The sequence below is a fragment of the Roseateles saccharophilus genome, from assembly GCF_004342485.1.
GTDB lineage: Bacteria > Pseudomonadota > Gammaproteobacteria > Burkholderiales > Burkholderiaceae_C > Pelomonas > Pelomonas saccharophila.
Window position 1 is genome coordinate 1 of the sequence record NZ_SMBU01000025.1, and the last position, 19,468, is coordinate 19,468.

The 19,468-nt window shown below is 68.9% G+C and carries 18 protein-coding genes; 5 read left to right on the forward strand and 13 right to left on the reverse strand.

Annotated features, from left to right (window positions below):
- Nucleotides 1-91: 91 nt before the first annotated feature.
- The 3 genes from EV671_RS18040 to ppsA all read right to left on the reverse strand — a co-directional run bounded on the left by EV671_RS18040 (nt 92) and on the right by ppsA (nt 3,450).
- Entirely contained in the window at nt 92-469 is a 378-nt protein-coding gene (locus EV671_RS18040) for a type II toxin-antitoxin system VapC family toxin (protein WP_132574288.1), read from the reverse strand.
- Nucleotides 469-705 (reverse strand): type II toxin-antitoxin system Phd/YefM family antitoxin, encoded by a 237-nt coding sequence (locus tag EV671_RS18045; protein ID WP_132574290.1) that lies wholly within the window; start codon nt 703-705, stop codon nt 469-471. Before EV671_RS18045 ends, EV671_RS18040 begins: the two co-directional genes overlap by 1 nt.
- A 336-nt stretch (nt 706-1,041) precedes the next feature.
- On the reverse strand, nt 1,042-3,450 hold the full coding sequence (gene ppsA, locus EV671_RS18050) for a phosphoenolpyruvate synthase (RefSeq protein ID WP_132574292.1): 2,409 nt from the start codon (nt 3,448-3,450) through the stop codon (nt 1,042-1,044).
- Between the two features lie 207 nt (nt 3,451-3,657).
- Here ppsA and EV671_RS18055 point away from each other — a divergent pair, with 207 nt between their 5' ends.
- The 4 genes from EV671_RS18055 to EV671_RS18070 all read left to right on the forward strand — a co-directional run bounded on the left by EV671_RS18055 (nt 3,658) and on the right by EV671_RS18070 (nt 8,103).
- A complete protein-coding gene (locus EV671_RS18055; RefSeq protein WP_132574294.1) occupies nt 3,658-4,965 on the forward strand; it encodes an HD-GYP domain-containing protein in 1,308 nt (435 codons plus the stop codon).
- Nucleotides 4,966-5,039: 74 nt separating this feature from the next.
- The gene (gene ppsR / locus EV671_RS18060; RefSeq protein WP_132574296.1) at nt 5,040-5,861 is read left to right on the forward strand and encodes a posphoenolpyruvate synthetase regulatory kinase/phosphorylase PpsR; all 822 of its coding nucleotides are present in this window, start codon (nt 5,040-5,042) and stop codon (nt 5,859-5,861) included.
- 163 nt (nt 5,862-6,024) lie between these two features.
- Nucleotides 6,025-6,909, forward strand: coding sequence for an EamA family transporter (locus tag EV671_RS18065; protein WP_132574298.1), 885 nt, complete (start codon nt 6,025-6,027; stop codon nt 6,907-6,909).
- Between the two features lie 66 nt (nt 6,910-6,975).
- The gene (locus EV671_RS18070; protein WP_132574300.1) at nt 6,976-8,103 is read left to right on the forward strand and encodes an ABC transporter substrate-binding protein; all 1,128 of its coding nucleotides are present in this window, start codon (nt 6,976-6,978) and stop codon (nt 8,101-8,103) included.
- On the opposite strand, the gene EV671_RS18075 is transcribed toward EV671_RS18070, so the two are convergent.
- Both EV671_RS18075 and EV671_RS18080 read right to left on the reverse strand, forming a co-directional pair.
- A complete protein-coding gene (locus tag EV671_RS18075) occupies nt 8,096-9,499 on the reverse strand; it encodes a sensor histidine kinase (protein ID WP_132574302.1) in 1,404 nt (467 codons plus the stop codon). The genes EV671_RS18070 and EV671_RS18075 overlap by 8 nt on opposite strands.
- Nucleotides 9,480-10,145, reverse strand: a complete 666-nt coding sequence (locus EV671_RS18080) for a response regulator (protein ID WP_132574304.1) — start codon at nt 10,143-10,145, stop codon at nt 9,480-9,482. Before EV671_RS18080 ends, EV671_RS18075 begins: the two co-directional genes overlap by 20 nt.
- Before the next feature lie 184 nt (nt 10,146-10,329).
- Between EV671_RS18080 and EV671_RS18085 the strand changes: the two genes are divergently transcribed.
- Nucleotides 10,330-11,679 carry a porin gene (locus tag EV671_RS18085; protein WP_132574306.1) on the forward strand — a complete coding sequence of 450 codons (1,350 nt, stop codon included), beginning with the start codon at nt 10,330-10,332 and terminating at the stop codon, nt 11,677-11,679.
- Between the two features lie 59 nt (nt 11,680-11,738).
- On the opposite strand, the gene glgA is transcribed toward EV671_RS18085, so the two are convergent.
- The 8 genes from glgA to lpxD all read right to left on the reverse strand — a co-directional run bounded on the left by glgA (nt 11,739) and on the right by lpxD (nt 19,463).
- Complete coding sequence (gene glgA, locus EV671_RS18090; RefSeq protein ID WP_132574308.1) at nt 11,739-13,196, reverse strand: glycogen synthase GlgA; 1,458 nt, start codon at nt 13,194-13,196, stop codon at nt 11,739-11,741.
- On the reverse strand, nt 13,196-14,455 hold the full coding sequence (gene glgC / locus EV671_RS18095; RefSeq protein ID WP_132574310.1) for a glucose-1-phosphate adenylyltransferase: 1,260 nt from the start codon (nt 14,453-14,455) through the stop codon (nt 13,196-13,198). Before glgC ends, glgA begins: the two co-directional genes overlap by 1 nt.
- 106 nt (nt 14,456-14,561) lie before the next feature.
- Nucleotides 14,562-15,332 (reverse strand): TrmH family RNA methyltransferase, encoded by a 771-nt coding sequence (locus tag EV671_RS18100; protein ID WP_132574312.1) that lies wholly within the window; start codon nt 15,330-15,332, stop codon nt 14,562-14,564.
- Nucleotides 15,329-15,949 (reverse strand): ribonuclease HII, encoded by a 621-nt coding sequence (gene rnhB / locus EV671_RS18105; RefSeq protein ID WP_132574314.1) that lies wholly within the window; start codon nt 15,947-15,949, stop codon nt 15,329-15,331. The genes EV671_RS18100 and rnhB overlap by 4 nt, the downstream gene beginning before the upstream one ends.
- The gene (gene lpxB / locus EV671_RS18110; protein WP_243655793.1) at nt 15,921-17,045 is read right to left on the reverse strand and encodes a lipid-A-disaccharide synthase; all 1,125 of its coding nucleotides are present in this window, start codon (nt 17,043-17,045) and stop codon (nt 15,921-15,923) included. The genes rnhB and lpxB overlap by 29 nt, the downstream gene beginning before the upstream one ends.
- 3 nt (nt 17,046-17,048) lie before the next feature.
- Nucleotides 17,049-17,840 carry an acyl-ACP--UDP-N-acetylglucosamine O-acyltransferase gene (gene lpxA / locus EV671_RS18115; RefSeq protein WP_132574316.1) on the reverse strand — a complete coding sequence of 264 codons (792 nt, stop codon included), beginning with the start codon at nt 17,838-17,840 and terminating at the stop codon, nt 17,049-17,051.
- Nucleotides 17,841-17,970: 130 nt separating this feature from the next.
- A complete protein-coding gene (fabZ, locus tag EV671_RS18120; RefSeq protein WP_243655794.1) occupies nt 17,971-18,438 on the reverse strand; it encodes a 3-hydroxyacyl-ACP dehydratase FabZ in 468 nt (155 codons plus the stop codon).
- Complete coding sequence (gene lpxD, locus EV671_RS18125) at nt 18,435-19,463, reverse strand: UDP-3-O-(3-hydroxymyristoyl)glucosamine N-acyltransferase (RefSeq protein ID WP_132574318.1); 1,029 nt, start codon at nt 19,461-19,463, stop codon at nt 18,435-18,437. The genes fabZ and lpxD overlap by 4 nt, the downstream gene beginning before the upstream one ends.
- Nucleotides 19,464-19,468 lie beyond the last annotated feature (5 nt).

A 19,468-nucleotide genomic window follows, 5' to 3' on the forward strand; every position in this document is an offset into this window, starting at 1 on the left:
GGCCATCAATAAATTGATCGACCTCTACCCGCGCTGGCCCGCACACCCCAGTGTCTTCCATCATCCAGGGTGCTCGCCTGGTTCATGCCACTTAGACCAAAAGGACGACGTCGCTGTACTTGGCCAGCACCTCATCGACCGTCACCAGCTTGAGCGGCTCCACCATTGCCTGAGCTATCAGCAGGCGGTCGAAGGGGTCGTTGTGATGCAGTTCGAGTGAGGCCACCTCTGCAGCATGAGCGGCGCTCACCGGAAGCTCAAGAAACCCGCTCGCGTCGATTGCAGCTGCCAGTTCATGCGGGTCCGCGTCAATCCTGCCCAAGCGAGCTTTAATGGCGACCTCCCACACAGAAGCCGCAGACACATACACCTCGTCGGCACTTTCAATGAGACGACGCACCGGAGGCTTCAACAAAGACGACCCTGACACGGCCCACAGGAAAATATGGGTGTCCAGCAGGAGTCGCATCAGCGGCCTTCAAAGCCCGCGACCACCTCATCGGGCAATGTCGCATCAAAGTCCGTGGGGACGGTCAGCTTGCCTTTGAGCAGGCCAAACTTGATGCGCCGCTTCGGCACCTCTAGCTTAGTAATGCGCACGAGCGGCTTGCCGTTGCGGCTGACCACGACATCCTCACCCGCGGCAGCTTTGTCCACCAACTGGGACAGCCGGGTCTTCGCGTCATAGATGTTTACGCTTTCCATAGGACTTCCAAGGCTCTATCTAGACCAAGTCTAGTCTAGGTTTCGTTGATGTGCAAGATACCTATCCAAGCGCCCCTCGCGCAACACGCAAGGCCAGCGCAGGTCGTCTTGCGACCGGGGCGTTGATGCCTCTCGCAGGGGCCACGCAGAATGAAAAACCGCGGGCCATATGGAGGTTGTGCGCGCCTCACCTAACTCACCCCAAACCCGCGCCAACGCTCGCTCTCCGGAGATTCTTGGGTCAATAGCGTAGTAAAACCCGATGGCAATAAAAAACCCGGGCTCCCCTGCGGAGAACCCGGGCTGCTGTCGAATCGCGAAGCCTGGCTCGGCGTCTTACTTGGCGGCCAGGCGCTGCCAGGTGTCGATCACCGTGTCGGGATTCAGCGAGATGGACACGATGCCTTCCTCGGCCAGCCACTCGGCGAAGTCCGGGTGGTCGCTGGGGCCCTGTCCACAGATGCCGATGTACTTGCCGGTGGCGCGGCAGGCGCGGATGGCACGCGAGATCATGGCCTTGACGGCCGGGTCGCGCTCGTCGAAGTCGCCGGCCAGCTGCTCCAGGCCGGAATCGCGGTCCAGGCCCAGCGTGAGCTGGGTCAGGTCGTTGGAGCCGATGGACATGCCGTCGAAGTGCTCCAGGAACTGCTCGGCCAGGATGGCGTTGCTCGGCACCTCGCACATCATGATGAGGCGCAGGCCGTCCGTGCCGCCCGCCGCGGCGCGCTTCAGGCCCCTCTCGGCCAGCATGGTCACGACCTTCTCGGCCTGCTTCACGGTGCGCACGAAGGGCACCATGATCTCGACATTAGTCAGGCCCATGTCCTTGCGCACGCGCTTCAAGGCCTCGCACTCCATCGCGAAGGCGTCCTGGAACTCGCCGCTGATGTAGCGCGAAGCGCCGCGGAAGCCCAGCATCGGGTTCTCTTCGTCCGGCTCGTAGCGGGTGCCGCCGATGAGCTTGCGGTATTCGTTGGACTTGAAGTCCGACAGGCGCACGATGACCGGACGCGGGAAGAACGCTGCGGCAATGGTCGCGATGCCTTCGGCCAGCTTGTCGACATAGAAGGCGCGCGGCGACGCGTGGCCGCGCGCCACCGACTCGACAGCCTTCTTCAGGTCGGCATCGATGTTGGGGTAGTCGAGGATGGCCTTGGGGTGGACGCCAATGTTGTTGTTGATGATGAACTCGAGGCGGGCCAGGCCCACGCCGCCCGAGGGCATCTGCGCGAAGTTGAAGGCCAGCTGCGGGTTGCCGACGTTCATCATGATCTTGATCGGGCAATAGGGCAGCTCGCCGCGGTGCACCTCGCTGATCTCGGTTTCCAGCAGGCCGTCGTAGATGTAGCCGGTGTCGCCCTCGGAGCAGGCCACGGTGACGAGCTGGCCGTCCTTGAGCTTGTCCGTCGCGTCGCCGCAGCCGACGACGGCCGGGATGCCCAGCTCGCGGGCGATGATGGCCGCGTGGCAGGTGCGGCCGCCGCGATTGGTGACGATGGCGCTGGCGCGCTTCATGACCGGCTCCCAGTTCGGGTCGGTCATGTCGGTGACGAGCACGTCGCCCGGCTGCACACGCTCCATCTCGGCGACGCTGTCCACCAGGCGGACCGGGCCGGTGCCGATCTTCTGGCCGATGGCGCGGCCCTCGGCCAGCACGGCGCTGTGGGCCTTGAGCTTGTAGTGGTGCTCGACCTGGCCGGCAGCCTGACTCTTCACCGTCTCGGGGCGGGCCTGCAGGATGTAGAGCTTGCCGTCGATGCCGTCGCGTCCCCACTCGATGTCCATCGCGCGGCCGTAGTGCTTCTCGATGATCAGCGCGTACTGGGCCAGCTCGGTGACCTCGGCATCGTTCAGCGAGTAACGGTTGCGGTGCTCGGGCACCGTGTCCACCGTCTTCACCAGCTTGCCGCTGGCGGCCTTTTCCTCGGGCGTCGCGAACTCCATGCGGATCAGCTTGGAGCCCAGGTTGCGGCGGATGATGGCCAGCTTGCCGGCCTTCAGCGCGGGCTTGTGGACGTAGAACTCGTCCGGGTTCACGGCGCCCTGCACGACCGTCTCGCCCAGGCCGTAGCTGGACGTGATGAAGACGACGTCCTGGAAGCCGCTCTCGGTGTCGATGGTGAACATCACGCCGGCCGAGCCGAGGTCGGAACGCACCATGCGCTGCACGCCGGCCGACAGCGCCACGTCGCCATGCGCGAAGCCCTTGTGCACGCGGTAGCTGATCGCGCGGTCGTTGTAGAGCGACGCGAACACCTCGCGCATCTTGTGCAGCACCTCGTCGATGCCGTGCACGTTCAGGAAGGTCTCCTGCTGGCCGGCAAAGGACGCGTCCGGCAGGTCCTCGGCCGTCGCGGAAGAGCGCACGGCAAAGGTGGCATCGGGGTTGTCGGCGGTCAGCTGGGCATAGGCCGAGCGCACGCCGGCCTCCAGGTCGGCCGGGAAGGGCTGGTTTTCGATCCAGCTGCGGATCTCGGCGCCGGCCTCGGCCAGTGCGCGCACATCGTCGGTGTTGAGCGTGCTCAGTCGCGCCGCGATGCGCGCGTCCAGGCCCTCATGCTTGAGGAACTGCCGGAAGGCATGCGCCGTGGTGGCGAAGCCTCCGGGGACGCGCACGCCGCTGGCGGCGAGCTGCGAGATCATTTCGCCGAGGCTAGCGTTCTTGCCGCCAACTGCCTCGACGTCGGTCATCCTCAGGTTCTCAAACGGTACGACCAGGGCGGTCGCCTCGAACAGGGTGGACATGAAAAAACTCCGGGAGGTTGAAAAACCGGTGTCGTCGCGTCGTCCACGCCCGGCGCCGAGCAGAAATGCTCAAGGCAGGCACGGCTCCATCCAATTCTGGATTCTTCTGGGAGGAAGGAGGCGCGCATGAGCTGATCGCGAGGAATTGGGCGGATTCTAGGCGCTGCGTACCCGCCCGTAACCTGCCCGGGCTGTGCACAATGCCGCGTGACCTCCGATCCGCCCCCCGAAGTCAATCCTCACTACCTCGACCATGTCATCCATGTGTCGGCGTCGCGACCGGTCGAGGCCGCCGAGGACATCGTCAGCCAGAACGGCATCAAGCTGCTGGTCAAGGGCTCGCAGATCGACAGCCGGGTGCGCGAGCGCCTGCTGATGCACAAGCTGCAGAAGCCGCTCGAGGACTGCGTCCAGGTCACGCAGGGCGTCATGCCGGAGAGCTTCGGCCCGCTGGGCGAGGCGCTGTTCAAGCAGCACAGCCTGCTGCAGGCCATCTGCGCCCACGACCTCTACCCCAGCGCGCCGACGACGCTGGCCACGCTGAAGCTCAGCGTGCCGGTGCAGTCGCTGCTGACCATCTACGCCGAGTACCAGGGCGACCGTCTGCGGCACACGGCCGGCGTGGCCATGCTGGCGCTGGCGCTGGCGCGCCGCGTGCTGCCCGGCGAAAGCGAGCGCCATCGCATGCTGGCCCTGGCCGGCATGCTGCACGACGTCGGCGAGCTCTACATCGACCCGCAATACATGCGCCCCGGCACGCCGCTGGGCCCGGCGGAGTGGCGCCATGTCGCCTCGCATCCGGTCGTCGGCGAGCGCGTGCTGCGCGAAATGCCGGGCGCGGGCAAGGAGATCGCCAGCGCGGTGCTGCACCACCACGAACGCCTGGACGGCTTCGGCTACCCGCGCGGCGTGCAGGGCGCGGCCCTGCCGATGAACGGCCAGATCCTGGCCGCCGCCGAATGGCTGATGGCCCTCATCGAGACCAGCATGACGCCGATGACGCGGGCCAGCGTCGCCAACCGGCTCATCCCCGGCGAGTTCAGCCGCGAGATCACCGAGGCCATCACCCTGGCCGCGCAGGGCGACGATTCGCCGGCCATGGCGGCCGACCCCATGCCGCTGGAGTCCGCCATCCCGCGCGTCGTCGGCATCGTCAGCACGCTGGAGCGCTTTCGCCATGCACGCCCCTGGATAGACCAGCACATCGCCGCCGCGCGGCCTGGCCTGCGCGCCGTGCTGGAGGCCGGCCTGCAGCGCCTGCTGCGCATCCAGACCGCCTTCTCCAGCACCGGGCTGGACGTGCACGACCCCGACGCTCTCGTCGCCAGCCTGGCCGAGCAGCGCGACGCCAAGCTGCAGATCGAGCTGATGACCGTTGTCGGCGAACTGGAATGGCGGCTGCGCGAGCTGGAGCGCGAGTCCATGCTGCGCGCCGGCCTGCTGCCCGCCGCGGAAAGCGCCGTCATGAGCGAGCTGATCGACAGGCTCAAGGGGCAACTGCCGGTCGACGGCTAGGAGCCTGTCGCTGCCGCGCAGGCTCCTAGCGCTGGCTATCATGGCCGCGCCCCTCAACTCCACGAGCCGCCGCCATGCCCGCCAGAACCGTCTACTTCGTCTCTGACGGCACCGGCATCACCGCCGAGACCTTCGGCAACTCCATCCTGGCCCAGTTCTCGATCAAGCCCCGCCACGTGCGCCGGCCCTTCATCGACACGGCCGAGAAGGCGCAGGCGGTCGTCGGCGAGATCAACGAAGTGGCCATGCGCGAGGGCCAGCGGCCCATCGTGTTCGCGACGCTGGTGGACCGCGAGGTGCTGCACATCGTCCGCGAGCATTGCCAGGGTCGGGTCATGGACATGTTCGGCACCTTCATCGAGCCGCTGGAAGACGAGTTCGGCATCAAGAGCAACCACCGCGTGGGCCGCTTCTCGGACGTGGCCCAGAGCCAGGAGTACCACGACCGCATCGAGGCGATCAACTTCTCGTTGGCCCACGACGACGGCCAGTCGGCCCGAAACCTGGACACGGCCGACGTCATCCTGGTGGGCGTGAGCCGCTGCGGCAAGACGCCGACCTCGCTCTACCTGGCCATGCAGCACGGCATCAAGGCCGCCAACTACCCGCTGATCCCCGAGGACTTCGAGCGCCGCAAGCTGCCCGTGCCGCTGCTGCCGCACAAGCGCAAGTGCTTCGGGCTGACCATCGACCCGGAGCGCCTCAGCAGCATCCGCAACGAGCGGCGCCCCGGCAGCAAATACGCCGACGTGCTGAACTGCCGCTACGAGGTCAACGAGGCCGAGGGCATGATGAAGCGCGAGGGCATCTCCTGGCTGTCGTCCACGCACAAGTCCATCGAGGAGATCGCGACGACCATCCTGCGCGACATCCGGCCGGACCGGCTGATCTATTGATGATGAGCCCCCACGCGTCTTGCGGACGCTGCCTTGCAGGCCGCACCGGGCCAGTGGCCCGGTTCCTCGCCAGCCAAGCAACGTCCACTGGACGTTACTTGCGCGGGCTCAGCCCCCCGAGGGGGCGTTCAGCGCCCTTCGGGCGGCCGTGCGGGCGCTGAGGATGCCGGCCCACGCCCTCGCCCTCGTCCTCACCGCCGCCCTCCTCCACGCCGCCTGGAACCTCGCCGCCAAGAAGTGGGGCGGCGGGCCGCATTTCGTCTTCAGCTGCGCCCTGGGCGTGACGGTGCTGTGGCTGCCTGCCGTGCTGTGGGTGGGGCTGGACGAGCTGCCACGCTGGTCGCTGCTGGCCTGGGGCTTGGTCGCCGCCAGCGCCGTCGTCCACCTGGCCTATTTCAACTGCCTGATCGCCGGCTACCGCGCCAGCGACCTGACGGTCGTCTACCCGGTCGCGCGCGGCAGCGGGCCGCTGCTGTCGGCGCTGGCCGCCGTCCTGCTGCTGGGCGAGCAGCTCGGCGTCTACGGCGCGCTGGGGCTGGCCGGCGTGGTGGGCGGCATCCTGCTCGTCACGATGGGGCCGCGCCTGATCGGCCGCGGCGTGGCGCGCGATGCCGAGGCAGCAAGACGGCGGCGCCATGGCGTCTGGTGGGGCGCAGCCACCGGCACGCTGATCGCCGGCTGCACGCTGCTGGACGGTTATTCGGTCAAGGTGCTGGCCGTGTCGCCGCTGATGCTGGACTACTTCGGCAATGTGCTGCGCGTACCGCTGCAGCTGCCCGTTGCGCTGCGGCAGCGGCATAGCTTCTGGCCTGAGCTCAGGCGCTCGTGGCGCGGCGTGCTCGCCGTCGCCGGCCTCGGGCCGCTGGCCTACATCCTCGTGCTGCTGGCCGTGCGCGAGGCACCGCTGTCGCGCGTGGCGCCGGCGCGCGAGGTGTCCATGCTGTTCGCGGCGCTGCTGGGTGGGCAGTTGCTGGGCGAGGGCGAGAAGGGCTGGCGGCTGGGCGGCGCGGTGCTGATCGCCGCCGGAGTCGTCGCGCTGGCGCTTTGAGGCCCCGGACGCAATGGGGGCCGGACCTGACTGGGGCGGACAGCTTCGATGACTATCCTCCGCCGCATGGCACGATTCATCCCCGCGGCAGCGAACCCGAGAGGCAGGCTGGCGGCCCTGGCGTGCGCGCTGGCCCTGCCATGGCTTCAATGCGCCCATGCGGAGCTTCCGCCGGAATATCCGGGCGCCTACCGCGCGATCGCGTCGGCGGCCCGCGACGAGGGCCGCGTGGTGGTCTATTCGACGACCGACCTCTCGGCCGTCGCCGCGTTGATCCGCGACTTCGAGCAGCGCAACCCGGGCGTCAAGGTCGACTACAACGACCTCAACAGCACCGACCTCCACCAGCGCTTCCTGGCCGAGACGGCCGCCGGCAAGCCATCGGCCGACGTGCTGTGGAGCTCGGCCATGGACCTGCAGATGAAGCTGGCCAACGACGACTACGCCGCGCGCTACAAGTCGCCCGAGGCCGGCTCCCTGCCCGACTGGGCCGTCTGGCGCGACACCGCCTACGGCACGACCTTCGAGCCCGCGGTGTTCGTCTACAACAAGCACTTCGTCAGCGGCGACGACGTGCCGGCCACGCATGCCGACATCGTGCGCCTGCTGACGACGCAGCGGGCCAAGTACGCCGGCAACGTGACGACCTACGACATCGAGAAGTCGGCCGTCGGCTTCCTGTTCGCGACCCAGGACAGCCGCGTGCAGACCAACTTCTGGGAGCTGGCGCGCGCACTGGGCGCGAACGCGGTCGAGCTGGAGGCCAACACCTCGGTCATGGTGCAGCGCATCGCCTCGGGCAAGGACTACCTCGGCTACAACCTGATCGGCTCCTACGCGCTGACGCGCGCGCGCCGCGACCCCTCCATCGGCGTCGTGCTGCCGCGCGACTACACCCTCGTCATGTCGCGCATCGCGCTGATCTCCAAGACGGCCTCGCACCCCAACGCCGCCCGACTCTGGCTCGACTATCTGCTGTCGCGGCGCGGCCAGGGCCTGCTGTCCAGCCATTCCGAGCTGTTCTCGATCCGCGACGACGTGCCGGGCGAATACACGGCCGCGACGCTGCGCAAGGAGCTGGGTTCACGGCTGAAGGCGATCGCGGTCGCGCCGCCGCTGCTGGTGTTCCTGGACCGCGCCAAGCAGCAGGAGTTCCTGCGCCGCTGGCGGCGCGAGACGGGCGACGTCAAGTAGGCGCCGCCGGCAGCGTCACCCGCACGCGCAGCCCGCAGCCGCCTGCAGGGGCGAGCAGCTCGACGCGGCCCTGGTGGGCGCGGGCGATGTCACGCACGATGGCCAGGCCCAGGCCCGAGCCCGGCTTGCCCTGGGCGACGGCAGCGGGCGAGCGGTAGAAACGCTCGAAGACCTGCTCCTGCTCCGCCGCGGCGATGCCGGGGCCGTCGTCCTCGACCTCGATGACGACGCCGTCGGCGAGCGCCACGCGCACGTCCACGCGGCCGCCCTCGCGGCCGTAGAGGATGGCGTTGTCGATCAGGTTGGCGATCAGCTCGCGCAGCAGCAGGCCGTTGCCGGCGACGAGGGCTGGCCCGGGAGGCTCCTCGAAGCCGAGGTCGATGGATTTCTTGCGCGCCAGGCCGACATGGTCGAGCGCGGTCTGGCGCGCCAGCTCGACCACGTCGACCAACTCCCGGCGCCAGGCCGCCAGGCCATCGGGGTCGGAGCGCGCCTGCAGCAGCAACTGCGACACCAGGCGGCTCAGGCGGTCGACATCGCCGAGCACGTCGCGCAGCGTCTGCTGCGCGAGCTCGGGCCGGTTCTGGCGCAGGCAGTATTCGATCTGCGTGCGCATCTCGGCCAGCGGCGTGCGCATCTGGTGCGAGGCGTCCGTGGTCAGCCGCTGCCGGCTCGTCAACACGCGCTCCAGGCGCGAGGTGTGCTGGTTCAACGCCTCGATGACGGGCCGCACCTCGGCCTGCACCGTGCTCGGGTCGATGGGGCTGAGGTCAGACGGTGAGCGCTGCTCGACGCTGCGGCGCAGCCGCGCCAGCGGCTTCAGGCCACGCACCAGGCCGAGCCAGACGAAGATCGCGGCCGCGATGATCAACGCGCTCTGGCGCGTCAGCCCCTCGACGACGATCTGGCGCGACAGTGCTTCCCGCGCCTCGCCGGTCTCCGCGACGAGGATGAGGGCCGGCGCCGCGATGTCGGTGCCGTAGAACTGCTTGGCAAGGGCGACGAGATGGATGCGCTCGCCGCGGTAGTCGGCCGTGTAGAGGATCAGCTCGGCGCCGGGGGCACGCGGGACCTTGGGCAGCGGCAGGTCGTCGTAGCCGGTCACCGTCTGCCCGGCGGGCGACACGACGCGATAGAAAATGCGCTCCTGGATGTTGGACTCCAGCAGCTCGAGGGCGGCATAGGGCAGGTCGACGACGAGCTCGCCGTCCTTGTAGGCGACGTCCTCGGCGATGGCCTCGGCCGAGGCGGTGAGCAGGCGGTCGAAGGCCATGTCGGCCGTGGACACCGCCGCCCGGTTGCTCAGCCAGGCATTGAGCGTGAGCAGCAGCAGCAGCGGCGGCAGCAGCCAGCGCAGCAGCTGCAGGCGCAGGCTTTCAGACGGCCTCGAGAACATAGCCCAGGCCGCGCAGCGTCGTGATCTGCACGCCGCTGTCCAGCAGCTGCTTGCGCAGGCGGTGGATGTAGATCTCGACGACGTCCTGCGAGGTGGTGGCGTCGAGCGAGAAGACCTGCTCGTAGAGCTTGGCCTTGCTGACCGCCTTGCCGGCGCGCAGCAGCAGGGCCTCCAGCACCGCATGCTCCTTGGGCCGCAGCGCCATGCGCTGCCCGGCGAGCGAGAAGACGCGGCTGCTGCCGTCGTACTCCAGCGCACCGAGGCTGAGCCGCGACACGGGCTGGCCATGCGCGCGGCGCAGCACCGCCTGCAGCCGCGCCTCCAGCTCGGCGAGGTCGAAGGGCTTGGGCAGGTAGTCGTCGGCGCCGAGGTTGAGCCCGCGCACGCGGTCCTCCAGCTCGCCGCGCGCGGTCAGGATCACGACGGGCGTTGCATTGCCGCGCGCGCGCAGGCGCTCCAGCACGGTCAGGCCATCCATCGACGGCAGCGACAGGTCGAGCACGATCGCGTCGTAGTGCTCCGTGCTGAGCATGGAATCGGCCTGCACGCCGTCGTGGCTGACGTCCACCGCATAGCCATGCTGCCTCAGCGCCTTGCTCAGCCAGGCGGCCAATTTCACACTGTCTTCGACAAGCAGCAGGCGCATGGGCGCAAGGGGTGCAAAGCGGATCGGGGCGCCATTTGGCCGTATGTCTGGCGCAACGCGGATCAGGGTTTTCCAACGAGCTGCCCAAACTAAAGCGGCGCGAAAGCTGCTGAAAAAAAGAATGCGCGCCGTGCCCTTCCGAGGCGCTCCAGCAGCGCCATCCATCACAAACAGGAGATAAGCGATGAAGCAGACCCTCATCAGCGCGGCCGTGCTCGCCGCATTTGCCGCCGCCACCCCGGCCCGCGCGGACGAACTGGCCGACCTCAAGGCCGAGATCGCGGCGCAGAAGCAGGCCGCCGCGGCCCAGCAGGCTCGGCTCGATGCGCTGGAGAAGAAGCTGGCCGGCGTGCAGCAGGCCACCGAGCAGCAAGCCGCCGCGGCCAAGCAGGCGGCCGCAGCGCCCCAGGCGAACCCGGCCAATGGCTATGCCTACGGCCAGGGCCTGACCGTCAACGCCGGTGGTGCCCAGCTGAACCTCTACGGCCTCATCGACGTGAGCTATGTGCACGCCAACCACCTCGCCGCCGGTGCCGCCACCACCGGCCCGCGCGTGGCCTGGTTCAGCGGCAACCGCTGGGGCATGACCGGCAAGCGCCCGATGGGCGACAGCGGCCTGGACATGATCTTCCGCCTGGAAGCCGAGTACACCAGCCAGAACGGCGAGTTCGACGACAACACGCAGATGTTCGGCCGCGACTCCTGGGTCGGCGTGCAGAGCGATGCGCTCGGCAAGCTGACGCTGGGCTACCAGGATGCGCCCTCCCGCGACGCCATCGGCTCGGCCATCTACGGCGACGCCTACGGCAGCGCCACGCCTTCGCTGGAAGAAGGCGGCTACAGCAACAACAACAACTTCAAGCACCTGATCTTCTACGCAGGCAGCGCGACCGGCACCCGCATGACCAACAGCGTGGTCTGGAAGAAGGACTTCAAGAACGGCCTGTTCGCGAGCGCGGCCTACCAGTTCAACGGTGCAGGCAGCGCCGGTGGCTTCGGCAACAACACCACCAAGCAGGCCACGCTGGCCTATGCCGGCGGCGCCTACAACCTGGCTGGCTTCGTGACCTCGGCCAGCATCGCCGGCAACACGCACAATTCGTACTCCTTCGGCGGCAACTACACGGTCGGCCCGCTGCGCCTGAACGCCGGCTACTACCACTACACCGCGCAGCAGAACGCAGCACTCGGCGACCGCAAGGACGACGCCTACACGCTGTCGGGCAAGTACACGCTGACCAAGAACGTCGACTTCGAGCTGGGCTACGAGACCGAGAAGTCCAAGAACGCGGCCTTCGGCAAGGATGGCGCCGTCATGGGCCCGATCCGCGCCTTCAACGACGGCTCTGCCGCGACGACCGCCGTCAACGGCACCCGCTCGACGCTGTACGCCTCGGTCTTCTATCACTTCGACAAGTTCACCGAGGTCTACCTGGCCGGCGACTACATGAAGCTGAAGGACGGCTCGTCCCTCAAGGTCGACGGCAGCCAGAACCAGACCGAACTCGCGGTCGGCATGCGCACCCGCTTCTGATCTGAGCCTGCGCCCCTGAAGAGCCTGCCCCGGCATGTCCGGTGGCAGGCTTTTTTGTTTCAGCTTGCGAGCAGGCCGTCGTACACCTCGACATAGCGCCGCGCTGCAGCGTCCCAGCCAAAGTGCTGGCGCATGGCCGCAGCACGCACGCGGGCCCAGTTGTCCTGGCGGCTCCAAAGTGCAAAGGCGCGCCGCAGCGCACGGCGGCAGGCGTCGGCCGTGAAGGCGCTGAAGACAAAACCCGTCGCCGTATCGGCGGCAAGGTCTTCGAGCGTGCAGTCGACCACCGTGTCGGCCAGGCCGCCGACACGGTGCACCAGTGGCAGCGCGCCATAGCTCAGGCCGTAGAGCTGGGTCAGGCCGCAGGGCTCGAAACGGCTGGGCACCAGCACGACGTCGCTGCCGGCGACGATGCGATGCGCCAGGCCCTCGTCCATGCCGGTGCGGCGGGCCACCCGGCCGGGATGCCTGGCGGCGGCATCGGCAAAGGCCGCCTCCAGGCGCGCGTCGCCACTGCCCAGCACGACGAGCTGGCCACCGCGGTCGATCAGCTCGTCCAGCGTCTCCAGCACCAGCGGCAGCCCCTTCTGCTCGGTCAGCCGGCTGACGATGCCGAAAAGGGGTGCGTCGGGCTGCTCCGCAAGCCCGCATTCGCGCTGCAGCGCGGCCTTGCAGGCGGCCTTGCCCGACGCGTCCTGCGCGTCGTAGCGGGCCGCGATGGCCGCGTCGCCAGAGGGCGACCAGACGCCATAGTCCACGCCGTTCAGGATGCCGTGCAGCACGCCGGCGCGATGGCGCAGCAGGCCGTCGAGGCCGCAGCCCTGCTCGGGCGTCTGGATCTCGCGTGCATAGCTGGGGCTGACCGTCGTGATCGCGTCGGCGAAATGCAGGCCGGCCTTCATGAAGCTCAGCTGGCCGTAGAACTCCAGGCCCTCCACCGCATAGTGCTGCGGCGGCAGGCCCAGGTCGCAGAAGTGGCCGGCCGGAAACAGGCCCTGGTAGGCCAGGTTGTGCACGGTGAAGACCGTCCGCGCCTCGCTGCGGCGGCGCGAGCGGCTGGCGGCGATGTGGGCGCAGGCCAGGCCGGCATGCCAGTCATGGGCATGCACGATCTCGGGCTTCCAGCTGCCGTCCACGCCCTCGGCCAGCCGCGCCGCCGCCAGGCCCAGCAGCGCAAAGCGGCGGTGGTTGTCGACATAGGCCACGCCCGCCGCGTCGCCATAGGGGTTGCCGGGGCGGTCGAACAGGCCCGGCGCATCCAGCACGTAGACGGGCATCGCAAAGCCCGGCAGCCGGCCGCGCAGCAGCGCCGCCCTGCCCTCGCTCCACGGCAGGGCCACGGGCGCGACGGCGCATTCGCCGCTCAGGGATTCGCGGATGGCCGGGAAGCCCGGCACCAGCAGGCGCGGCTGCGCGCCCACCGCGGCCAGCGCCGCCGGCAGCGCGCCGGCCACGTCGGCCAGGCCGCCGGTCTTCAGCAGCGGGAAGAGCTCGGCGCTGACCTGCAGGACACGCATCACAGGCGGGCCAGCATCTGCTTGGTGATCAGCACGACGCCGTTCTCGGTGCGCTCGAAGCGGGCCGCGTCCAGCGCGGCGTCCTCGCCGACGACGAGGCCGTCGGGGATCTCGCAGGCGCGGTCCACGATGACCTTGGTCAGCCGGCAGCTGCGCCCCACCGACACGCCCGGCAGCAGCACGCTCTGGTGGATATTGCAGAAAGAGCGGATGCGCACATTGCTGAACAGCACCGACTGCACGACATGCGAGCCCGACACGATGCAGCCGCCGCTGACGATGGTGTTGACCGTCATGCCGTGCATGCCGTTGTGGTCGGGGATGAATTTGGCCGGCGGCAGCTGGCGCTGGTAGGTCCAGATCGGCCAGTCGGTGTCGTAGATGTCGAGCTCGGGGCTGATGGAGGCGAGGTCCAGGTTGGCGGCCCAGAAGGCGTCCAGCGTGCCGACGTCGCGCCAGTAGGGCGGCGCCCCGTTGGCATTGCTGATGCAGCTCATGCCAAAGGGGTGGGCCACGGCGCGGCCCTCGGCCACGGTCTTGGGGATGACGTCCTTGCCGAAGTCGTGGCTGGACTCGGCGTCCGCCAGATCCTCGTCCAGCAGGCGATAGAGGTAGTCGGCGTTGAAGATATAGATGCCCATGCTGGCCAGGCACACACCGTCGCGGCCGGGCATGGTGGGCGGGTCGGCCGGCTTCTCCTTGAAGGCCGTGATGCGGCGCTCACCGTCCACGGCCATCACGCCGAAGGCGCTGGCCTCGGCCCTGGGCACCTCGATGCAGCCCACCGTGCAGCCCGCAGCCGTGGCGACATGGTCAACCAGCATGCTGGAGTAGTCCATCTTGTAGACGTGGTCGCCGGCCAGCACGACGATGTACTCGGCGCCGGTGCTCTGGATGATGTCCAGGTTCTGGTAGACGGCATCGGCCGTGCCGCGGTACCAGCTCTCCTCGTCGACACGCTGCTGGGCCGGCATCAGGTCCACCGTCTCGTTCAGCTCCGCGCGCAGGAAGCTCCAGCCGCGCTGGATGTGGCGCAGCAGCGAATGGCTCTTGTACTGCGTGACGACGCCGATGCGGCGGATGCCGCTGTTCACGCAGTTGCTGAGCGCGAAGTCGACGATGCGGAACTTGCCGCCGAAATAGACCGCCGGCTTGGCACGCGAATCGGTCAGCTGCTTGAGGCGGGAGCCGCGGCCGCCGGCCAGGACGAGGGCGATGGCGCGGCGCGCGAGCTGGTGGGGCGAGGCGACGGGGGGCATGGGAGTCTCCGACTGCAAACGCTTGCAGTGTGCGACAACGAGCTCATCGCCTCGCTGCGGGCTTCCCCTCAGGCCTGGCCCTCGTTCCTTCGTCGGCCGCGGCTGGTCAAGCCTTCTGCCGCTGGCTCTCGTAGAGGCAGATGGCCGCCGCCGCCGCGACGTTGAGCGATTCCTCGCCGCCCGGCTGCGGGATGCCCACGGTCAGCGCGCAGCGAGCCATCAGCTCGGGCGACACGCCCTGCCCTTCGTGGCCCATGACCCAGGCGCAGGGCGAAGGCAGCGCGATGCGGTTCAGCACATGCTCGGTGTGCGAGCTGGTGGCGATCAGTGGCACCGCCAGCGCGGCGAGGTCGTCGGCCGCCAGGCCCTCGATAAGGCGCAGTCCGAAATGCGCGCCCTGCCCCGCTCGCACGACCTTAGGCGACCACAGCGCCGCCGTGCCCTTCAGCGCCAGCACCTGGCGCACGCCGAAGGCCGCCGCGCTGCGCAGGATGGCGCCGACATTGCCGGCGTCCTGCAGCCGGTCCAGCACGACGCTGGCGGCGTTCGCGTCGATGGCGGATGCGGCCGGCAGCGTCAGCTCGGCACCGATCTGCGCGGGCGATTCCAGGCCGCTCAGCGCCTTGAACAGCGCCGTGGGCACGACGAGCACGCGCGGCGCCTGCTCGGCCAACGCACGCAGCACGGCGTCCTGCATCGCCGCCTCGGTGGCGACGACGAGGACCGGCGTCCAGCCGCGCTGCAGGGCCGCGCGCAGCAGGTGGTCGCCCTCGATCCAGACGCTGCCGGTCTTGCGGTAGCCGCCGGGCTCGGAGCCGAGCTTGCGCAGGCGCACCAGGGCCGGGTTGTCGCGCGAGGTGATGGTGTCGATCTTCATTTTTCGCAAACCTCCCGCACTGGTGCAAAGCTGCGCCGGTGCCAAGGGCTGGCGCCATGCTCGCGCAGCGCGGCCAGGTGCTCGGGCGTGGGGTAGCCCTTGTGGGCCAGGAAGCCGTACTGCGGATAGCTCTCGTGCATGCGTTCGCAGAACAGGTCCCGCGCCACCTTGGCCAGGATGCTGGCCGCCGAGATGGCCTGCACCTTGGCGTCGCCCTTCACGATGGCCTCGGCCGGCATCGGCAGCACCGGGATGCGGTTGCCGTCCACCAGCACGCGCACCGGCTTCAGACGCAGGCCGGCCACGGCGCGCTGCATGGCCAGCATCGTGGCCTGCAGGATGTTGAGGCGGTCGATCTCCTCGGCGCTGGCCTCGGCGATGCAGCAGCACAGCGCCTTGGCGCGGATCTCGTCGAACAGGCGCGCACGCTTGCCCGGGCTCAGCACCTTGGAATCAGCCAGGCCGGCGATGGGCTGCAACTCGTCCAGGATGACGGCGGCCGCGAACACCGGTCCGGCCAGCGGGCCGCGGCCGGCCTCGTCCACGCCGGCCACGAGGCCGGGCGGCGTCCAGTCGAGGGCGCCCTGCTCAGGCGCCGATGAGCGTCGCGATCGCATCGCTGGCACGCCGCGCGGTGTCTTGCCGCAGCAGCTCGTGGAGTTGGACAAAGCGCAGGCGCAGGGCTTGGCGGCGCGGCGCGTCGGCCAGCAGCGCCTCGGCCTCGCGGGCAAGGTTCTCGGGCGTGCAGGCCTGCTGGATCAGCTCGGGCACGAGGAACTCGCGCGCCAGGATATTGGGCAGGCCGACCCAGGGCAGCAGGCCCTTGCCCTTCATGCGCCACCAGTTGAGCCGGTTCATGCGGTAGGCGATGACCATGGGCCGCTTGAACAACGCCGCCTCCAGCGTGGCCGTGCCGCTGGCCACCAACGTCAGGTCGCAGGCCGCCAGCGCCGCGTGGGACTGGCCGTCGACGAGCTGGATGTCCACGCCGCCGAGCATGGGCTCGACAAGGCCGCGCAAGCCCGGTACGACGGGCATCACGAAGCGTCGACCGGGTTTGGCCAGCAGCTTCGCGGCGCCGATCAGCGCCGGTGCGATGTGGTTGATCTCGCTCTTGCGGCTGCCGGGCAGCAGTGCGATGACGGTGTCGGCCTCGGGCAGCTTCAGGACCTCGCGCGACGCGGTGCGCGGCGGCTCCATCGGAATGGCATCGGCGAGCGGATGGCCGACATAGGTCGCGCCGATGCCCGCCTTGTGCAGGATCTCGGGCTCGAAGGGGAAGAGGCAGAGCACATGGTCGGCCGCGACCCTGATCTTCTCGACGCGCTCGGGCCGCCAGGCCCAGATGGACGGGCAGACGAAGTGCACGGTCCTGATGCCGGCCTCGCGCAGCCGCGCCTCCAGCCCGAAGTTGAAGTCGGGCGCGTCGACGCCGATGAAGACGTCGGGCCGGCTCGCGATGAGCCGCGTGCCGAGCTGCTTGCGGATGGACAGCAGTTCGCGCAGGTTCAGCAGCGCATCCACATAGCCGAAGATGGACAGCTTGCTGTGCGGCCACCAGGTCTCGAAGCCCTGGGCGATCATCTTCGGGCCGCCTATGCCTTCGGACTTCAGCCCCTGCCAGCGCGCACGCAGGCCTTGCAGCAGCAGGCCGGCCAGCAGGTCGCCGCTGGCCTCGCCGGCCACCATGCCGAGGCGGGGCGCGGTCTGCATCGGTTATCGAACGATGCCGCGAGTGGAAGCGGCGAGGAAGCTCAGCATGCTGTCGATGTCGCCATCGGCCGCGCCGCCGTCCGTGCCGCGCAATGCCGCGATGCCCGCCTTGGCTTCGTCCAGCGTATGGCCGCTGCGGTAGAGCAGCTTGAAGATCTGGCGGATGACGGCGATGCGCTCGGCGCTGAAGTCGCGGCGCTTCAGACCCACGACGTTGACGGCGCGCGCGGCCAGCGGGTTGCCGTCCACGGTCATGAAGGGCGGCACGTCCTGGGCCACATGGGCCTGGAAGCCGATCATCGCGTGGTCGCCGATGCGCATGCGCTGCAGGATGCCGGTCAGGCCGCCGATGGTGACCCAGTCGCCCACCTGCACATGGCCGGCCAGCGTCGCGTTGTTGGCGAGCACGCATTCGTTGCCGATGACGACGTCGTGGGCCAGATGGCAGTAGGCCATGATCCAGTTGTCGTTGCCCACCGTGGTCTCGCCACGGTCCTGCACCGTGCCGACATTCAGCGTGCAGAACTCGCGGACGGTGTTGCGGTCACCGATGACGAGCTTGGTCGGTTCGCCGGCGTACTTCTTGTCCTGGTTGGCGGCGCCGATGGAGCCGAACTGGAAGAAGCGGTTGTTGCGGCCGATGGTCGTGTGGCCCTCGATGACGACATGCGGGCCGACGACGGTGCCGGCGCCGATCTTCACATGCGGGCCGATCAGCGAGTAGGCGCCGACCTCGACCGACGAGTCCAGCTCGGCGGCAGGGTCAATCAATGCTGTGGGATGAATCAAAGCCATGCCACCCCCAGAGAGGCACGTGCGGAGCGCGTGCTCGACTCCTCCTGCGGCACCCGTGGAACTGGCTTTGCCAGGCCACTGGGTGCGCCCCCTTGAGGGGGAGCGCCGAAGGCGCTACGGGGGTGGGCGGTCATGCCTCGATACGGCGCATCGTGCACATCAGTTCGGCCTCGGCGGCGACCTGATCGCCCACCAGGGCCTTGGCGGCGAACTTGTAGATGCCGGCCTTGGAACGCCCCAGCGTCACCTCCAGAACCAGCTGGTCGCCCGGCTCGACGGGCCGCTTGAAGCGTGCGCCGTCGATGCCGGCGAAATAGACCACCGACTTCTCGTCCAGCACGATGTCCATGGTCTCGATGGCCAGCAGCGTCGCGGCCTGGGCCAGGGCTTCGAGCACGAGCACGCCCGGCATGACGGGGCGATGCGGGAAGTGGCCGAGGAAGAAGGGCTCGTTGATCGAGACGTTCTTGACCGCGCGGATGCGCTCGCCCTTGATCAGCTCGACGACGCGGTCCACCAGCAGGATGGGATAGCGGTGCGGCAGGCGCTTCAGGATTTCGTGGATGTCCATGGTGATCGGGGTCGTCGTCTCAGTCATTTCTTTTCCAGGTCGCGCACACGCTCACGCAGGGTCGAGAGCTGGCGCAGCGTGGCCGCGTTCTTTTGCCAGCTCGAATTCTCTTCGAAGGGATAGGGGCCGCTGTAGACACCTGGCGCACTGATGCTGCGCGTCACGGTCGTCGCGGCCGAGATGTGCACACCATCCACGATGGTCAGGTGGCCGATGATGTTGGCCGCGCCGCCGATGGTGCAGTTCGCGCCGATGCGCGTCGAGCCCGCCACCGCCGCGCAGCCGGCCATGGCCGTGTTGCGGCCGATGTGCACGTTGTGGGCGATCTGGATCAGGTTGTCGAGCTTCACCCCGTCCTCGATGACGGTGTCGGCGAGCGCGCCGCGGTCGATGCAGGTGTTGGCGCCGATCTCGACGTCGTCGCCGATGGCGACATTGCCCAACTGCTCGATCTTCACGTAGCCCTGTTTGGACGGCGCGAAGCCGAAGCCGTCCGCGCCGATGACGACGCCGCTGTGCACGATGCCGCGGGCACCGATGCGGCAACCATGGCCGAGCACGACGCGCGGCGCGAGGCGTGTGCCCTCGCCGACCACGGCGCCGCGCTCGACGACGCAGTGCGCGCCGATGCGCGCGCCGTCGCCGATGACGGCGCCGGCCTCGATGACGGCCAGCGGGCCGATCTCGACGCCCTGGCCCAGCCTCGCCTCGGGCGACACGATGGCGCTGGGGTGCACGCCGGCCACGGAAGCCGGGCGCGTGCGCGCCGCCCACCACTGTGTCAGGCGCGCGAAGTAGAGGTAGGGGTCGGGCGTGACGATGGCCGCCCCCCGGGCCGCCGCCGCCTCGGCCAGCGAGGGCGCGACGATGACGCAGGCTGCGCGCGTCGTCGCGAGCTGGCCCTGGTAGCGGGGGTTGGAGAGGAAGCTGATGCCCTCCTCGCCGGCCTCGTCGAGCGGCGCGATGGCGGAGATGCGGATGTCGGCCCCACCAAGCAAATCGCCGCCCAAGGCGGCGATCAGCTCGGCAAGCGTGACGGGCGTGCTGCCCATCGGCG

Coding starts and splice junctions, on each gene's coding strand:
- EV671_RS18040 (WP_132574288.1), bottom strand. CDS start 469: ATGCGACTCCTGCTGGACACCCATATTTTCCTGTGGGCCGTGTCAGGG.
- EV671_RS18045 (WP_132574290.1), bottom strand. CDS start 705: ATGGAAAGCGTAAACATCTATGACGCGAAGACCCGGCTGTCCCAGTTG.
- ppsA (WP_132574292.1), bottom strand. CDS start 3,450: ATGTCCACCCTGTTCGAGGCGACCGCCCTGGTCGTACCGTTTGAGAAC.
- ppsR (WP_132574296.1), top strand. CDS start 5,040: ATGCCCGCCAGAACCGTCTACTTCGTCTCTGACGGCACCGGCATCACC.
- EV671_RS18065 (WP_132574298.1), top strand. CDS start 6,025: ATGCCGGCCCACGCCCTCGCCCTCGTCCTCACCGCCGCCCTCCTCCAC.
- EV671_RS18070 (WP_132574300.1), top strand. CDS start 6,976: ATGGCACGATTCATCCCCGCGGCAGCGAACCCGAGAGGCAGGCTGGCG.
- EV671_RS18075 (WP_132574302.1), bottom strand. CDS start 9,499: ATGTTCTCGAGGCCGTCTGAAAGCCTGCGCCTGCAGCTGCTGCGCTGG.
- EV671_RS18080 (WP_132574304.1), bottom strand. CDS start 10,145: ATGCGCCTGCTGCTTGTCGAAGACAGTGTGAAATTGGCCGCCTGGCTG.
- EV671_RS18085 (WP_132574306.1), top strand. CDS start 10,330: ATGAAGCAGACCCTCATCAGCGCGGCCGTGCTCGCCGCATTTGCCGCC.
- glgA (WP_132574308.1), bottom strand. CDS start 13,196: ATGCGTGTCCTGCAGGTCAGCGCCGAGCTCTTCCCGCTGCTGAAGACC.
- glgC (WP_132574310.1), bottom strand. CDS start 14,455: ATGCCCCCCGTCGCCTCGCCCCACCAGCTCGCGCGCCGCGCCATCGCC.
- EV671_RS18100 (WP_132574312.1), bottom strand. CDS start 15,332: ATGAAGATCGACACCATCACCTCGCGCGACAACCCGGCCCTGGTGCGC.
- rnhB (WP_132574314.1), bottom strand. CDS start 15,949: ATGCGATCGCGACGCTCATCGGCGCCTGAGCAGGGCGCCCTCGACTGG.
- lpxB (WP_243655793.1), bottom strand. CDS start 17,045: ATGCAGACCGCGCCCCGCCTCGGCATGGTGGCCGGCGAGGCCAGCGGC.
- lpxA (WP_132574316.1), bottom strand. CDS start 17,840: ATGGCTTTGATTCATCCCACAGCATTGATTGACCCTGCCGCCGAGCTG.
- fabZ (WP_243655794.1), bottom strand. CDS start 18,438: ATGACTGAGACGACGACCCCGATCACCATGGACATCCACGAAATCCTG.
- lpxD (WP_132574318.1), bottom strand. CDS start 19,463: ATGGGCAGCACGCCCGTCACGCTTGCCGAGCTGATCGCCGCCTTGGGC.